Source organism: Myxococcales bacterium (assembly GCA_022184915.1).
Taxonomy (GTDB): Bacteria; Myxococcota_A; Polyangia; order Fen-1088; family Fen-1088; genus JAGTJU01.
Genome location: JAGTJU010000001.1, coordinates 1,231,311 through 1,247,564, shown reverse-complemented (window position 1 = coordinate 1,247,564; position 16,254 = coordinate 1,231,311). Strand labels below are relative to the sequence as shown.

General features: G+C 66.2%; 9 protein-coding genes. 3 read left to right on the top strand and 6 right to left on the bottom strand.

The window, feature by feature from the left end; translation table 11 throughout:
• Positions 1 to 90 precede the first annotated feature (90 nt).
• The 3 genes from KA712_05140 to KA712_05130 all read right to left on the bottom strand — a co-directional run bounded on the left by KA712_05140 (position 91) and on the right by KA712_05130 (position 5,394).
• A complete protein-coding gene (locus tag KA712_05140) occupies positions 91 to 2,766 on the bottom strand; it encodes a hypothetical protein (GenBank protein MCG5052326.1) in 2,676 nt (891 codons plus the stop codon).
• 109 nt (positions 2,767 to 2,875) lie between these two features.
• Positions 2,876 to 5,074: a diguanylate cyclase gene (locus KA712_05135; protein ID MCG5052325.1), complete on the bottom strand. Its 2,199-nt coding sequence runs from the start codon at positions 5,072 to 5,074 to the stop codon at positions 2,876 to 2,878.
• Positions 5,071 to 5,394, bottom strand: coding sequence for a septum formation initiator family protein (locus KA712_05130; protein ID MCG5052324.1), 324 nt, complete (start codon positions 5,392 to 5,394; stop codon positions 5,071 to 5,073). The genes KA712_05135 and KA712_05130 overlap by 4 nt, the downstream gene beginning before the upstream one ends.
• 154 nt (positions 5,395 to 5,548) lie before the next feature.
• Here KA712_05130 and KA712_05125 point away from each other — a divergent pair, with 154 nt between their 5' ends.
• The gene (locus KA712_05125; GenBank protein MCG5052323.1) at positions 5,549 to 6,322 is read left to right on the top strand and encodes a fumarylacetoacetate hydrolase family protein; all 774 of its coding nucleotides are present in this window, start codon (positions 5,549 to 5,551) and stop codon (positions 6,320 to 6,322) included.
• 40 nt (positions 6,323 to 6,362) lie between these two features.
• Positions 6,363 to 9,056, top strand: coding sequence for a protein kinase (locus KA712_05120; protein ID MCG5052322.1), 2,694 nt, complete (start codon positions 6,363 to 6,365; stop codon positions 9,054 to 9,056).
• A gap of 7 nt (positions 9,057 to 9,063) precedes the next feature.
• Here KA712_05120 and KA712_05115 read toward each other — a convergent pair whose 3' ends face one another.
• Positions 9,064 to 11,544: a PEGA domain-containing protein gene (locus KA712_05115; protein ID MCG5052321.1), complete on the bottom strand. Its 2,481-nt coding sequence runs from the start codon at positions 11,542 to 11,544 to the stop codon at positions 9,064 to 9,066.
• 96 nt (positions 11,545 to 11,640) lie between these two features.
• Entirely contained in the window at positions 11,641 to 12,195 is a 555-nt protein-coding gene (locus tag KA712_05110) for a tRNA (cytidine(34)-2'-O)-methyltransferase (protein MCG5052320.1), read from the bottom strand.
• On the opposite strand from KA712_05110, the gene KA712_05105 reads away from it, so the two are divergent.
• Positions 12,194 to 12,973 carry a hypothetical protein gene (locus KA712_05105; protein ID MCG5052319.1) on the top strand — a complete coding sequence of 260 codons (780 nt, stop codon included), beginning with the start codon at positions 12,194 to 12,196 and terminating at the stop codon, positions 12,971 to 12,973. The genes KA712_05110 and KA712_05105 overlap by 2 nt on opposite strands.
• A 7-nt stretch (positions 12,974 to 12,980) precedes the next feature.
• Here the strand turns inward: KA712_05105 and KA712_05100 are convergent, their stop codons facing one another.
• The gene (locus tag KA712_05100; protein MCG5052318.1) at positions 12,981 to 16,244 is read right to left on the bottom strand and encodes a CRTAC1 family protein; all 3,264 of its coding nucleotides are present in this window, start codon (positions 16,242 to 16,244) and stop codon (positions 12,981 to 12,983) included.
• Between the last annotated feature and the right edge of the window lie 10 nt (positions 16,245 to 16,254).

Sequence of the window (16,254 nt, the reverse complement as noted above, 5' to 3'; positions counted from 1 at the left end):
CGTGTTCATTCGAACGTTGAGGCGCATGCGACTTCTCTTTCGAAGGCTCGGCGGAACCGGCCCACGACTTGAGACGCACGTGCGAGACGTTCAGTACGAGATCTCGACGCGCCCTGCCGATTGCTCTTCGATCACGAAGTCCGCATACGCACTGGCCTCGACGACCTCCGTTCGGTAACGCAGCTTTCGTCCATCGAGCGTCACACGACGGGGCTTGTGGCCAGAGGGTAAAAGCACGTGGAAATCGAAGCGTTTGCCGCTGCCACTGAACGTCATTTGCAGCGTGCGGGCGCCGGATAGGTGGGAAAATTCGTAAGCCACATACGCTAGAGAGCTGGGATAGCGCAAAAGCACGCGGGCCCGTGGCTGGCCAACCGCCAGCCAGCGCGGCGCAACGCGGACGTGCGTGAAAGAGTGAGCTTTGTCCGACACGCCAGCCAGACCTTCGACCGCCGCGCGGTACACGACGCCTGCCGCCCAGGGCTCCGCGCCACCGCCTTCCACCTCCCCGCGCTCGAATTGCACGGGGGCCGTGGACAAGGTGATGCCGAGCAGCTGCACCCTGCCTCCGCCCGACGCCCGCATCGTGATGCTCTCGATGACCTTGTCGGGCTGTTTGTTGTCCCAGCCCCATACACCCACGCCGATCACCGAGACGTGGGGGTTTTTGCCGCGCCACGCGAGGCGCCACTCACCCGCATCTCCATCCGCCCACCAACTGGCGATGTTGCGGCCCACCACGAGGGGAATGCGCACTTTGGTCCCGTCTTCGTAATTGACCTCGTACTCACCCACCCGGGCCTGCCCACCTATGTTTCCTGCGGAATGCAGGAAATAGATGCTGTTGGCCTTCCGGTTGATGCCCGCCACGGTGGTCTCGCGCGGCCCGGGGCTCCCGGCGCCCCACAACACGACGGCAGCACGGCCTCCGTTGTCCTTGGGATCTATGACGTCGAAGGGCTTGCCCAAAAACGTCTGCTTGCCGACCGGGAAGCTTCGCAGGTCGTTGTCTGGGTGATCGATGAAACCGCCGGTTCGATCACCCCGCAGGTGGCGATTCGCAACCGTGCGAAGGTCGATGGTAAAGAAGGATTCGGCAAGCCACCCCGGCGACCGGGATGAGGGGAAGTAGAAATCGTGAAGGCGGCCGTGTTTCGCCTGCAGCGCGAGCACACGACGAAGCACGTCGGCTCCGTACGCTTCCGCCCCGTGCTCGAGAGCCGCTTGCGCCAACGGCCCTGCCACGATGGGACTGATGGCGCCGTTGCCTTTGCTGCCAGGCCCGAAGGGACCGAAGCTCTTCGGGAAAGGAGGGTCCATCGTCGACCATTCCGCGAGCACCTGGCCTTTGGTCCTTTCGTACCGGCGCTGATACTCGGCCACGATGGCCACCGCCTGGGCGTGGGTGGCGGCTCCCCGTGTGATCGCGAAAGGGTTCGACAGAGAGAGCTGCACGGCCTCGTCGACCTCGAGGGATTTCCAGCGCTCATCTTCGGTGAGTCTCACGAAGTGCCGAAAAAATGACCCAGTCCAGGCCTGCTTTTCGAGGCTCTCTCGCAAGCGCTCCGCCCATTGAATCCACGCCAACGCCTGCGCTTCGTCTCCGGCGTGCGCGTGCATGCGCGCCATCGCCATCGCCGCCTCGAACATGGCGGTGTTGTCACCGTGGGCAATCCCCTTGGGCGAGTCAGCATCGAGCCAAAGGCCGTCGAACCAGCCGGCGCGGTTCACCGAACCGCGAGGATGGATGTCGATGACGAGCGGGTGCTGGAAGTTCCAGACGTCGAGCGTGAAGCCTCGCTGGACGAGGCCCGTCTCCGACGACCAGCGCAGGGGGTCCTGCTGGACGTAGCCAAGAGCCTTCTCGAGCACCGGAAGCTTGCTCTTCATCCAGGCGTCGTCGCCCGTGGCCTGCCAGACCTCGTGGACCCACGACGTGGCCATGGCTTCCACGTCGGCCTCCGAAGGCACGCGCTCGAACACCCATCGGCCGTCCTTCGACCTGTCCGTGTAGGCGTCTCCAAACGTGTCGCGGGCGATGTCCACGCCGGGGTAAGTTCCAGAGAAAGGGTCGTAATGATTGTCGGGCCTCATGCCCGAAAAGACGAGCCCGCTTCCCTTCTGCCGCTCCAGGAAAAGGTCGGGAAGCGACGTGAGATCGTCGGTGAGGTAGCGAGCCGCCGCTGCGGCGTAGCGATTGCCTCTCAACGTGGGCGCGAAGGTGTGAACAACCTTGCCGTCCACGAACACGGCCCGACCATAGCCTCGAAGCTGAGCCGAGAGGCGGCGGAGCTCGTTCGTGATCGAGGCATCGGAGCAACTCAGGTCCGTGTTGCCAAGGACTGTGAAGGGGGCCGTGGCCACAACGCTTGGGCCCCGCAACAGCGTGGCCTCGTGTTCGCCAAGGGCCCCCCGCACCTCGAAGGGAACTTCATGTTCGGCGGGGCCCGTAAAGTACAAGGAGCGACGGCTGTCCCTCACCTCCACACGAAGCCCCGCCGTTTGTCCGGAAACGTACAGAAGCCCAGAATCGAGCGGCGCAAAGTGTGACGTCGGGGCGGCGGCGCGGTTGACCACCCGCAAGATTCCCCCCTGGGGCCCAGGATCGAGGCGCCCGGGCGACGTCGCAGCGCTGCCCCCTTCGCTCCGGGCCGAGGCGGAGCGCCAGGGACAAAGCAGGAGCGTCAGCGACAGCGCACAAAAGCCTGCCAGGGTGAACGGAGGCCGGGCGTGAACCGCGAAGCCACGAGCGGTGACGCTTCTCACAGTACCTTCATGGCCTAGGCGCCGCACCTCGTCAACCGCGAAAGTGGCACGGCGAGTGGTGGTTCCCGGCATCCGACCACGCCCGGCGATCCACCGCACACGCAGCGAATCAACCGGCGGCGCGCATCGCCTTCTTTTCGGGCTGGGGCGCCAGCACCACGTCTCCGTGACACACGGTGCGATTGCGTCCGCCGTGTTTCGCAGCATAAAGCGCCTGGTCGGCACGGGCGATGATCTCCTGCTTGGCACGGGCGTCATCCGGGAAGAGCGCCACGCCCAGGGACAGGGTGCACTTGAACGGCCCCTTCGACGACTCGAAGCTCTGCTTGCCTACCTCCGCCCGTATGCGCTCGGCCAGCTGCCGGGCGCCGTCCCGGTCGGTCGACTCGAGCACGATGGCAAACTCTTCCCCACCGTAGCGGGCCACGATGTCGATCTTGCGCGCGCTGGCCTTCAGGATCTTGGCTACACGCCGCAGCACTTCGTCGCCCGTGGGATGTCCGTAGCTGTCGTTGATCTTCTTGAAGTGATCGATGTCGGTGAGGATGAGGGCGACGGGAAACCCGTGCCGCTCGGCGCGGGTCAACATCGAAGAGAAACGTTCCTGGAAAGTGCGATGATTCACGAGCCCCGTAAGGCCGTCCGTCGTGGCTTGTTCCTCGAGCACCTGGTACATGCGTCCGTTCTGCATGCTGATCGCGACCTGGTTGGCGATCACGCCCAGCATCTCGCGTCGATCGTTCGGGAACGCTCCCGCCCGGCGCGAGGCCACCATGAACGTGCCCGTGACCTCGTCCTTGACCACGAGGGGCAGGACCACGAGTGACTCGTATTCGCGGAGCCGCAAGTTGGGGTCGAAGACGAAGCCGTCCTCCCGCTCTCGCCACTGTCCCCCCGCGGGAAGCGCGATCTTGTTCTTGACGACCATCGAGAGCAAGGACGTGGGATCCTTGAACTGTTTGCCCCCCAGGACCTCCGCCAGCTCCCCCTCCACGCGACAAATGTTGTGGCTTCCCTCGCGCGCGTCGTAGGTTGCGATCACCACCAGATCGAAGTCGCACACCCCGCGGGCGCCTGCGATCGCCGCCTCGTAAACCTCGTCGAGCGTGAGGGCGCGGTTGAGTTCAGCCGAGGCGCGGTAGAAGCTCTCGTGTTCATTCTTGGCGCGCTCGACCGCCTGAAACACGCGCTCGGATTGAACCACCCTGACGATCTGCGCGGCGGCCGACTCGACGAGATCCACTTCGCCCGGCGCGAAGGGGCCACCCGCCACCCGATCGGCCACCAGCACCCCCCGCACCACCCGTCCCTCGAACACGGGGACACCCACGAACGCGGCCACGTCCGCGGGCCCCTGGTAGTACGGCAGCATGGAGAGGCGCGGGGACTCGAGCATGAGCCGCTTGCCTTCCTTGAGAATGGCCCCGAGCACACCATGCCCCGCGGCGACGGACCCCTCCGCGATGTGCGGGGAGTCGCTCGAAAGTTCCTTGAGCTTGAGCTTGTGCCCCCGGCTGTCGAGCCACAACAGCGCGCAGGTCTGTAGACCGAGAGCCTTCCGCAGAAGATCCAGCGTGTAGAAGAGCTGTTGATGGATGGTCTCGATCGACCCCTGCGAGAGTTTCTCCACTTCCTCGGCGCGCGAGCGCACCCGGCTCTCGCTGCCCAGGGCCGTGGAGATCAGGCGGAAGTCGCGCGCTTCCTCGCGCATCGACGCCACTTCCTCGTCGAGGCGCTTCCTGTGCTCGCGGCGCTGACGGGCCACCTCGGCGTGCAGAAACGCAACGTTGAGGCCCGCAAAGATGACGATGAAGCCCGCATGGCCCCAAAACAGGCGCTGAGCGTCCGCGCCGGCGTGGGGAGAAAACGCTTCGAGCGCCTCGAACCCGATCGCCGCGGCCGCCAGCGGCACCCCCACCTCCAGCCGATGGAAGGTGACGAGGAAACTCACGAGGGCATAAATGAGAGGGTGAACCGTTGCCTTTGGTCCACCAAGAATCGAAAGAAACACGTAGGTCGCGGTCAAGAGCAAAAGCCCCAGCTCGACGTCGGACAGGGCCTCGCGCAAAGCGCTTCGACGCCGCTCGTTGGTGCGCAGACGCGCGGCGAGCTTTGCCGCCAGGACGCCCGCCAGGAGCGCCGCCGCCACCGCGGGACCCGTGCCCGGCTCGGCGCCTGCCCACAGATCGGGGAAGAAGCCCTGCCAGATGAGCAGGGCGAAGGCGCCGATGACGCCGAAGCCCCAGGCCGCACGCAGGCCCCGCGAGGTGGCGAAGGTCAGCCTGTCCGCAGCCCGCCCGAGCCTCATTTGCCGCCCTCCTGGAGGTCGAGCACGAGGTCGCCCGGGCGCACCCAGCCCAGCTCGTGGCGAGCAACCTGCTCGACCGCGCGGGGGTCGTTTTTGAGGGCGTAAGCCTCACGGGTGAGGCGCGCGATGTCCGCACGAAGGCCGGCGTTGCCTCGCTGCATGTCCTGCAGATCGCCTTCGAGCTCCAGGTAGCGGGCGAAACCCGAGCGTGCGTACAGATGGTAAGGCACGTAACCGAAAGTCAAGGCGAGCGCGCCGGCCGCACCCGCGCGGACGATCCATCGGTTAGCGAAACCCCGACGCACAAGGGCCATCTTCACCAGACGAGTATCGGAGCCCCCGCAGCCACCCCCAAATTTTCGAACGCACCGCCCCCTTGGGCGGGTCTTTCCTCACCCACCCCTGGCGGGGAAGGGACCCGGTGCGTAAGGTTTTTTCCACGGCGCCGCACGGAGCGGTAAAACCAAGGAGACCATGTCGAAATTCGTTCGCTTCCAGACCGCAGCGGGACCTCGTTACGGTCGCATGATGTCTCCTGGCGGGCCGATCGAAACCCTGTCGGCGGCCGCCTGGCTCGGCGGCCAACCCACAGGTGAGGTCTTTCAGACAGGCCAGGTGCGCCTTCTCGCCCCTTGCGAACCCACCAAAATCGTCTGCGTGGCACACAATTTCCCGGACAACGCAGCCGAGCGGCGCAAACCGGTCCCGAAAAAACCGCTCGTTTTTTTCAAGCCACCATCCTCGATCATCGGGCCCGGAGAAGCCATCGTGCGACCGCGTGCCTCCAAGAGCGTTCAGCACGAGGCGGAGTTGGCGATCGTCATCGGACGTCGATGCCACCGCGTCACGCCAGCGTACGCCCGCGCGTTCGGTGCAGGTGTCACTTGTTTCAACGACGTGACGGCGCGGGACATCCAAGCCGAAGAGGGCTATTTCGCGCGCTGTAAGGGGTTCGATACCTTCAGCTCGATCGGACCCTGGATCGAAGAGGGGCCCGTGGACATCGCGGCGTTGTCGATTCGCTGCCGCGTCAACGGAGAGGTTCGGCAAAGTGGTGTCGGCAAAGACATGATCTTCGACCCCTGGGACCTCGTCGCCTACGTCTCGGCCATCATGACCTTAAATCCTGGGGACATCGTCACGCTGGGCACCCCGGCGGGCACCTCGGACTTGGAAGACGGTGATGTCTGCGAGATCGAGATCGACGGCGTGGGCACCCTGAGAAACCCCGTGGTCGACGAGGCGTGATCCCCCTCGCCCCACGCACTGAGGTAGGATGCGAGCGGCCTTGGTAACGGGATCCTCATCACAGAACCGCAAGATGCCCGGGGATGATCTCTACCCGCGGCCCTTCGGCGCGCGCTACACCTTGCTCAAGGAACTCGGCCAAGGCGGCATGGGGCAGATCTTCATGGCCACGACCGGCCAGGAGGGCGCCGAGCGCGTCTGCGCGCTCAAGGTGATCCGGCAGCTGGACGCCCCCGGACGCGAGCCTCACGAGCTCGGCAAACGCTTCGTGGACGAGGCCAAAGTGGTGACCAAGCTCTCCCACGAGAACTTGGTCTACGTCTTCGACTTCGGGCTGGTGGGAGAGCAAGGGTACCTCGCGATGGAGTACCTGCGAGGAAAGACCCTCGCCGAATTGTGGAACCGCTGCGCCATTCGCAAGGTGGGGTTCCCTTTGAGCGTGTCACTGCACGTCGTGAGTGAAATCGCGGCGGGACTCGCCTACGCACACGGGCTCGAGCGCTTCGACCTGGTCCACCGTGACATCTCCCCGTCGAACGTGATGCTTTCGTACACGGGGGGCGTCAAGCTCATCGACTTTGGGCTGGCGAAGTGGCGAAGCAAACTTGCCCAGACGATGAGCGGCATCAACTGGGGCAAAGTGAGCTACATGTCGCCCGAGCAGCACACCGGGCGCCCCATCGATCACCGCAGCGACATTTTTTCTCTGGGGCTCATCCTCTGGGAACTCCTCACGGGCCGGCAGCTCTATCCGAACGAGCAGACCCGTCAGGCGAACACGCCCATTCCCCCACCCTCTCAGTACAACGGCGCCGTCGAAGAGGGATTGGACCGCGTGGTGCTCAAAGCCCTGGCCCTCGACCCGGCAGAGCGCTTTCAAAGCGCGGCCGGCTTCGGTCAGAGCCTGACACGCTACCTGCCCAAGGACGCAAGCAGGCTCACGCTCTCGCACTTCCTGGCGCAACTCTTCGACGCCGATGCCAAGGCCGAGACGCAGGAAGAAGACCAATTGGTCGCCCGCGCGGCCGCGGCCGTGAAGCTCAGGCCCTCGGGCAGCTACCTGGCCGAGGTGGCCGAGAGCGCAACGCCCGCCGATCCGCTCATCGCCACGGTGCTGGCCGATCGCTACTACGTCCGCCGCCTCCTTGGCGAAGGCGCGATGGGCCGGGTGTACGAGGGACATCACACGGGCATTGGCAAGCGGGTTGCGATCAAGGTTCCTCGCCATGCCGAGCGCCGCAAGAGCGAGCTGCTCGAGAGATTCAAGCTCGAGGCCAACGCGGCCTCTCAAATCGGGCACTCCAACATCGCCGACGTCACGGACTGCGGTACGACGCCAGGCGGTGACTTCTTCTTCGTGATGGAGTACGTCGACGGGGTCGACTTGGGCAAGCTCATCCGCCGGGATGGTCAGCTTCCTGTCGAACGCACCTTGCTCATCACGATTCAGATCTGCCGCGCCCTCGAAGCAGCGCACCGTGCCGGGATCATCCATCGCGATCTCAAGCCCGGCAACGTGATGCTCGTGCGGGAGCGCGAGGGGTCCGAGCTCGTGAAGGTGCTCGACTTCGGCGTGGCGAAGTTTTTGAGATCCACGGGTCTCGAAAGCGCCGAGCTCACCCTGACCGACGCGGCCGTGGGCACGCCTCGCTACATGGCCCCCGAGCAGGTCGATTCGGGCAAGACGGTGGACTTTCGCGTGGACATCTACGCCGTGGGGGGACTGCTCTACAGCATGCTCACGGGCGGTCAGTCGCCGGTCCCGGGTGAGTCGGTTCAAGAGGTCTGGCACAAGAAGGTCAACGACGCGGCCACGCCCATCGCAAACTGGCGCATGGACCTTCCGCCCGAGCTGGACAGGCTCATCATGCGTACGCTCGAACGGCGCCCCGACGACCGGCCGCAGTCGATGACCGAGCTCAAGCAGGAGTTGCTCAAGATTCTCGAGGCCGTCAGGGCGACCGGCTCGTCGGTTTTGGCCCTCAAGATCCCCTCCGAGACGGCTCGCGTGGATTCGAGCCCCTCGTCGACCGAGAAGCTGACCCGGTCTGCGCCCCGCCCAAGACGCCTCGTCTACCTTGCCTTGAGTGGCGTCGTGTTGGCCGGGGCCCTGTGGGGTCTCAGCCGAGGCACGGCCACACGGCCCGTATCCTCGGAGCTTGCGCCTGCTCTGCCGGCGGTTGCGCCACAGGCGCCCGGACAACAGCCCCGACTGGAACACAGCGAGCAGCCGATCGAAGAGGGCAGCGAAACTGGCCACGAGGTGGACGTGCACGTGCCGGCTCCGGCCGCAAGGCAAGACGCCGTGCCGACGCCGCCCGCGGCTCAGGCATCAGCTCCGATCACCCCCCCGGAAGCCGCGGCTGCGCCCCCGGAAAAACGGGTTCAGCCCGCGCCGGTGGCACCGCCCCGCGATGTGCCGCCCGCAGCCAAGCCTGAGCCGTCCCCCTCCTCCGAGCCCCGTACGCCCGCGGCCTTCGAGGTCACGCTCGCCGAGGCCGAGTTGGCGTATCAAAGAGGCAACCTGCTGCAAGCCGTATTGCTCGCGGAAAAAGCCGTTCAGCAAGGGGCCGGCGCCAAAGGGGAGGTGCTTCGCGGACGGGCTCATCTGTCCGCCGAGGAGTACGCCGAGGCGGTGGACGCGTTCCAGCGGGCTCTCGACCTCGATCCCACCAACGTCGCAGCCCGATCGGGGCTTGCCACCAGCCAGGCCAAGCTGGCCCTGCCTCCTTGACGAGGCTTCAGTAGCTGAACACCACGCGGTGGGCCTTGGTTCCGCGCACCACCTCTCGCTCGAAGCTCCAGATCTTGTTTTCAGGGATGACGTAGAGCCCCACGAGGCGATTTCCTTCCGGAATTTTCAAGCTGTCGATGGGACACAGGAGCCCGGTGTCCTTGCCGTCGATGAACACAGGGTATTTGCCCTCGGTTTTGCACTCGACCTTGAGCGCCACGGTGCCCCCGAAGTTGATGTTTGCGGGGGGCAAGGTGCGCTTGATCGTGAGGCCCTCGGATGTGTCCGTCACTTCACGCAGCATCTTGAAGCCCGGTTTGACGATCACGATGCGGTGAGCGCCCGGAGTGGTCTGGGTGGTGAGCGGGGTGCGGCCACGTTCTTTGCCGTCGACCCACACGGTCGCGCCCCTCGGGGTGGTTACGATGGTCAGCTGCCCCCGCATCGCTGCCGCCTCTTCGGGCTGCTGTTCGACGGGTTTCGGAGCCAGCGCCTTGTCATCGGGCGCCTTCTTGGCGAGTTCCTCCGCGCTGGGAAGGGCCTGCATGGGGCCCGAAGACAGGGCCTTCACCGCCACGACGCCCCCGAAGATCAGCAGGAACACGCCCAGGATCATTTTCGGCAGCCATGAGCCGCTCGATTTTGCGCCGCCGATGCGGGCCGAGCCCGCCCTCCGGGCCCCTGGCAACACACCGATTCCGGTAATGGTGATGGTGCGACGCGCGGGCGAGCCCCCTTCGCCCTCCTCGTCCTCGCCCTCGACACCGATCGCGCCAATCGCAACACCTTCGGCCCGCATTTGACCAAAGCTGACGAGGCCAGACGGCGCATCGTCGGCGCCGGCACGCCGATCGGTTGCGGTCGGAGCCAGCCCCGCTTCCAGGTCCACGTCGAGCAGTTCGGGCAGCTCCACCCGCCCCGATGCGGTCCCCAGCCCGGTCCCCAGCACGGCCGCAGGCGCGGGTGCGCCGATGTCGAGAAACTCGTCGACGGGAAGGGAATAGCCTTTTGCCGGCACCCCCAAGAGCGATCCGCCGTCGGCCCACTGGGGCTCGTTCTGCAGGGCGACGGGTGAAGCGGCCACGGGCCAACGAGGGTCGAGCGTCAGGGTGGACGAGACCCCCGTGCCCTCGACCCACTGAGGTTCGTTCTGCAGCCCCAAGCCGCTCCCCGCACCCGCCCCCGGCACATCCAGCGGGGCAAAGGACACCGCCGCTGACGGCTCTGCCTCCGGAGCCCCCGCAGGGGCCAACGTGCGCAGTGGGGTCAGGGGCGGGGTCCCCTTCGCCCTCGCAACGGCGCTGGGGGGCTCGATGACCTCGTCCTTGCTCGCGTCTTCGAGGGCCGGGCGCAGCAACGGTCCTGAGTCCGGCGCATCAAAGGGGCTTGGGGCTTCATCCGTCGACAGATCGGGGGCAAGCCCCAGGTACGTGCCCCCCGAGCTCCTGACAGCCTCGAGCATGCTCGAAGACGGGGCCGAACGGACTGCCTCTGCGTCGGAGGCTTGCAGGATCATGGTCCCATGGGCCGCCATCGGATCGAACGCGGACAGGGCCCCCGAATCGGAAGCCTCGAGCGGCAAAACGGGAACGGGGGCCTTACCGTTGACGATGGCTCCCAACCGGGTCGCACCGTCCGGGAAGGGGCTCAGCAGCAGCGCCGCTGCGGACGCCGAGCGGGGGCGATCAGCAGGGTCGCGGGCCAGCAGGGTGAGCAGCGCCTCTTCCAGCCAGTCAGGAATGCCGGGCACGACCGGCACCCCCTCCTCGAACAGCTCCGACAGCTCTTCGAGCGTCTCCCCCATGACGGGAGGCTCTCCCGTGAGCAGATAGTAGAGAACCGCGCCCAGACCGTAGAGATCCGAGGCGACCGACGGGGGCTCCCCTCCCAGGAGGATTTCGGGAGCCACGAACCAGCTTCGATCGATGGCCTGCTCCGTGAGAGGCCGCAACACCGCGGAGAAACCGGGGTCCACCAGCGTCACGCGGCCCCCGGCGGTCACGACGACGTTGCCGGGGCAAAGGCCGCCGTGCAGGATCGGCTCGCGCCGCTCATGCAAGCGGGTGAGGATGCGTGCGATCTGAACCCCGAGCTGCCCCACGAGGGCGGGGTCCATGCTGCCTGACGCCGTGGCCGACTCGAAGAGCCGCTCGAGATCCACGCCGTCGAGGAGCTCGGATACGGCGAAGACGTCCTCTGGCCCCTCCACGACCTCGGCCACGCGGGCCACGCCGGCGCTGCGCAGCGCTTGGTTCCGCTTCGCGATCTCGACGAACGCCCGTCGGACCTTGGGGTCCGTGCCCCCCCGATCCGGGCGCAGCAGCTTGAGTGCCACCGCCGTCCCCCCCTTGCGGCAGGCACGATACGTCTCGGTCACGCTGCCAGGTCCAAGCAGCGTCTCCACGTCGTAGTCCCCGAACCGCAAGGTCGAATGCGAAGCAGCCAGCGCCAAGTCCTCTCCCTGCCCCAGCTCCGGAGCAAGTATCACCTGGAGTTCTCGGGGGATGGGGCGCCCTCCTTGAGGTGGGAGCGCCAGGGACCTGGCACCGTCGACAGCCTGGACAGGTGAGGCGGGGCCGTGAGCTCAGGCCCCTGCCAGATCCGCACCAGGGGACCACTGTCGCCACACCTCGTACATGGCGAGGGCGGTCGAAGTGGAGAGGTTCAAGGAGCGGACCGAGCCCGGTACCATCGGGAGGGCGACCTGCGCCTCTGCGTGGGCCTCCAGCACGTGAGCGGGTAAACCCACGCTCTCCCTGCCGAAAATCAACACGGAGGGGCGGGGAAACCGCACGTCCCAGAAGCGCCGGGGCGCGGCACTGGAAAACAGGAACGGCGTTCCGAGCTCCGGCAAAGCGCGCGAAAAAGCCTCCCAACTCGGCCACACGCGGGGCTTGACCCGCGGCCAGTAGTCGAGCCCTGCCCTTTTGACCTGGCGCTCGTCGAGCGAAAACCCCAGCGGCTCGACCAGATGGAGCTGGGCTCCCACGGCAAGGCAGGTACGCCCCGTGTTGCCCGTGTTCCAGTGAATTTCGGGGTGGACCAGCACGACGTGAAGGGAAGTCGCTTCGGAAGACATGAGCAAGTCGGGGTGGCAGCTTGCCAAAACGGCGCGGGCAAGCAATGAAAGCGGTCCCATGCCTCGTCTCGATCGGCTCTTGGCGCGCACCCTCGGCGCCTCACGCAAAGAGGTCACGCTGCTGCTGCGCAAGCAGCGGGTTCGCCTGGCGGACGGCCAGTGTCCCCGTGACGGCGCCCTGGCCATCGACACCGCGTCGCTTCCCTGCGAGGTCTGGCTCGATGGCGAAGCCGTCATGCTGCGGGATAGGTTTCACCTGCTGCTCAACAAGCCGGCCGGGCACGTCACGGCGTTGAAGGACCGGGAGCACCCCATCGCCGCCAGCCTCGTGCAGGACGCGCCGCTCTTCGAGGACCTCCGCGCCGTGGGGCGCCTCGACAAAGACACCACGGGCCTGCTGCTTTGGACCACGGACGGGCAGCTCCTTCATCGGCTGACACATCCCCGCGCCGGTGTCCCCCGCACGTACCAGGCCGCCTTGGCGCGTCCGCCTTCACCCGTTCCTGGCGACTTCGTTTTGGACGATGGGCACCGCCCCACCATCGTCGCCCTCGCAGCCCTGAGCGAGGCCGAGCGGCACCCTGCGCTCATCTGTCCGCCCGAAACCGCCACCCTGGCCACCATCACCATCGTGGGCGGCGCCTATCACGAAGTGCGCCGCATCTTCGCAGCGCTGGGCAGCCACGTGTTGGGCCTTTGTCGTGTGGCCTATGGGCCCATCGCGCTGCCCCCGGACCTTGCCGACGGCGCGTGGCTCGCGCTCGAGTCGCTGCCCGATCTTTTCCCTCTCAAGCCTCCGGTCTCGGGGACCGCGCCCCCGGCGGACACCGAAGCCTGAAGCGGGTTCAAGGTTCGGTCACCTCCAGCGTCCGGTTCGTCTCGTGAGGCCCCGCGACGGTCTGCCGCACACCGCCGGGCCACAGCACCTCCACGGCATCCACCTGCGTCGCCGCCCCGACGCCCACGTGAACCACGGCGTCGTCCTGGGACAGGTAATGGGCACCGGCGCTCACGAGCCGCGACTTTGGGGGCTGTCCTTGCACCACGACGCGCACGGTGGCGCCGATCCCGAAGCGGTTCCGCTTTCCCTGCAGCTTGACCTTCAGCCAGCGGTTCGGGTTGCGGCTGAGGTTGCGAAGCACGCGCGGAGGATCGTGATAGTCCATCACCACCAGGTCCATGCGCCCGGTACCCGTGAGGTCCACGGCTGCCACCGCGCGTGAGCTGCCAAGATACGACTCGGCCGAGTACACCTTCACGCCAAGAAGACCCCGGTGAACCGAGCGATCCGCGCCCTGCGGATCCTCCCAGCGCTTCGAGGCCCCCGGGTAAAGGTAGAAGCGCTCGCCTTCGCGTACGTAGAGTTGATTCGACTGGTACCAATTGGCGGTGCGCTCGCTCCAACCGTTGGCGATGTAGAGATCTTCATCGCCATCGTTCTCGAGATCGAAGAAGTTACTCGACCACGTCCACCCGCGGTCACCTGGCTCAAAGAGCCGATGTTCAGCGGCACGAAAGCGGCTGCCTTCGTTGAGGTAGAGCTTGTTGCCCGAAATGTAGAAGGTCGAGCCCACGATGCGCTCGTCGAGTTTGGTGATGCTGCTCGCCACGGGCAGCACGAAGCCGATGCTCTTCGAGAACATGTCCACCATCGACACGTAAGCGTCAAACCGACCGTCACCGTCGACATCGGCCACCGACACGTTCATGCCCGAGCCGCGATCGTCGGCTCCCCACGCCTCAGCCACGTCTTCGAAACGCCCCCGTCCGTCGTTGCGGAAGAGCTGGTCGCGGCCGAAGTCGTTGGCCAGATGGAGGTCCAAGTCCCCGTCGCCATCGACATCGTACGCGAGAGCGGCCAAGGTCCAGGCTGTGCTGGCCAAGCCCACCTCGGCCCCCACCTCCTTGAAGCGCCCCTTGCCGTCATTGCGCCACAGCTCGTTCGCGTGACCATTGCGACCATCGATGCTGGGCCCCCCCTTGTCTTCGGGCCGCGCCGCCCCGTACGTGCCAATGAACAAGTCAAGATCGCCGTCGAGGTCGGGGTCGAAGAACACAGCAGTATGAGCGCCTGTCCCCGGCGTCAAGCGCGACAGCTCCGTGACGTCGGCGAACTTGCCTGGCGCTACCTGACGAAACAGACGGGAGCCGCTCTCGCTGTTGACCACCAGCAGATCGAGACGCGCGTCGCCGTCGACGTCGGCAAAGACCGCATGACGGCTATCGAGCGTCAGGCCATGGAGTCCGGCCTCGGCCGTGACGTCTCGGAACGTGTGGCTCCCCAGGTTGCGGTAGAGGCGGTTGCAGGCATCTGCCGCGAGAAAAAGATCGGGCAGCCCGTCCCCATCGTAATCGCCCACCGCCACACCCGAGCCCATGTACTGCTGAATCGCCACGAACGGGGGCTCGGGTGCCCCCGGCGGAGGCTTCGTGCAACTCCGTCGTGCAAGTCCGGAGCTCAACGTGACATCCGCAAACAAAGGGCCCCGCATCCCTGCGAGCAAGGCCGCCTTCTGCGCTTCGTCCTTCTCCGTCCACGCCCCCTTTTCCTTTTCGGGGTCGGCAATGATGTAAGCCGCCGGGTACTTCCACGAGAGCCGTTCGAAGGTCTCGGGACGAATCTCGCCTTGCCCATTTTCTTTCGCCAGGCGCGCCGCCTCGAGCAAGAGGTGCAGCCCCATTTCGGACAGGCGTTCCGCGACGAGCTCGGCTGCGAAGGGCTCGAGCGGCAGGGTGGCCGGCTTTGCAAGCAACTTACCAAGGACGTACCAGTGCACCGTCACGTCCCGCATGGCGTCCGCGCTCGGGCCGAGCAAACGAAACCGTCGCGGCTCGCGGTTCTTGACCATCACGAAATGAACATCTCCATTCGGCAAAGTCTCGTGTGGAAACAGGATCGAGAGCGCGTTCGCTGCAGCTGCCACCGTGAGGTACGGGGCTCGCCCGTCTTCGCGCCCCGCAGCGCGCTGCCGCCGGAGGGCGTCGAGCGAGCTCTCGAAGGTGTCTGTACGCAGGGGCTGGTAGCCCGACAGAACGAGATCGCCGAACACCGCCAGCTCGAGCAAAAAGCGTTCAGTGCCTGCCGGCGTGATGGGGACCTCCGCGAGCCGCCCCAAGAGCTCGGAAAACGCAGCCAGCTCGATGGACTTGTCGCCACCTTGCACCTGCGATTGCCAGATGGGGCCATTCCAGGCCCGCAGCGACTGCACCTTGTTGATCGCATAGGTCTGCGTGAGGGCCTGGAGGCGCGCCTTTGCCCCCCCGTCAGGTGACCGCTGGGGAGGCGGGGGCGGCAAGTCTGCCGAAGCCGCATCATCGAGACCTAACCGCGCAGCGAGCCCTCGAAACGCGCGCTGAACGTCCGCGGCGCCGATCTCGACATGGTGCTCGGCCTCCGCCTCCCGCCGGGCTTCTTGCAGCAGCAACACGGTCAGTCCGGTCGAGATTTGGGCCAGGCGGTCGATGGCGCTGTCATCGAGCGGGGCCAGATCCGAACCCACGGTTGCGAAGAGCCCCCCCCCGAGGGCTTCGTCGTAGAGCAGCGACAGGAGCACGCGGAGGTTCTCCGTCACACGATGATAGTCCTTGACGGCAGTCTCGATCCCGGCCGCGGGAAGCCCCCCTCCTGGGGTTGGCTCCGCAAGGGTCGCGATGACCGGTCGCACCTCCCCGGGCACGAGCACGTCGAGCTGGCGCGCCGTCAACGGAACCCCCGAACTTCCTGCAACAACAGAGGCGCGGCGCCACAGCCTGTACACGAAGAGCTTGCTCACCTCGATCTTCGCCACCACGGCGAACTCGTCGAGAGGCAGTGAGACCTGATGGCCTTCCATGAGACGCACCGTGGTCCAGCAGGTCGCGTCCTTCGCCGCCTCCTGCGCCCGGATCTTCGCGACGATGCGCAGGGCGGTGGCCTCGAGCCCCGGCTCGGTGGACGCCGTCCGCTTTTCGGTCGGCGTCCGATCGCCCCGCCTTTGCACCAGGCCCACAACCACGGTGGCCGCCGCGACGACGAAAAGGGCCCAGAACCACGGGCCCGCCCCGCGACGCGCATTGGTCTTGCCTCCCCGTACGGAAGGCTCCCCGTTTTTTCGACTTGGTTTCGACACGAGCGGGATA

Excerpts from the sequence above, each read along its gene's own strand:
- KA712_05135 (MCG5052325.1), bottom strand. The coding sequence starts at position 5,074 with ATGAGGCTCGGGCGGGCTGCGGACAGGCTGACCTTCGCCACCTCGCGG.
- KA712_05125 (MCG5052323.1), top strand. The coding sequence starts at position 5,549 with ATGTCGAAATTCGTTCGCTTCCAGACCGCAGCGGGACCTCGTTACGGT.
- KA712_05105 (MCG5052319.1), top strand. The coding sequence starts at position 12,194 with ATGCCTCGTCTCGATCGGCTCTTGGCGCGCACCCTCGGCGCCTCACGC.
- KA712_05110 (MCG5052320.1), bottom strand. The coding sequence starts at position 12,195 with ATGGGACCGCTTTCATTGCTTGCCCGCGCCGTTTTGGCAAGCTGCCAC.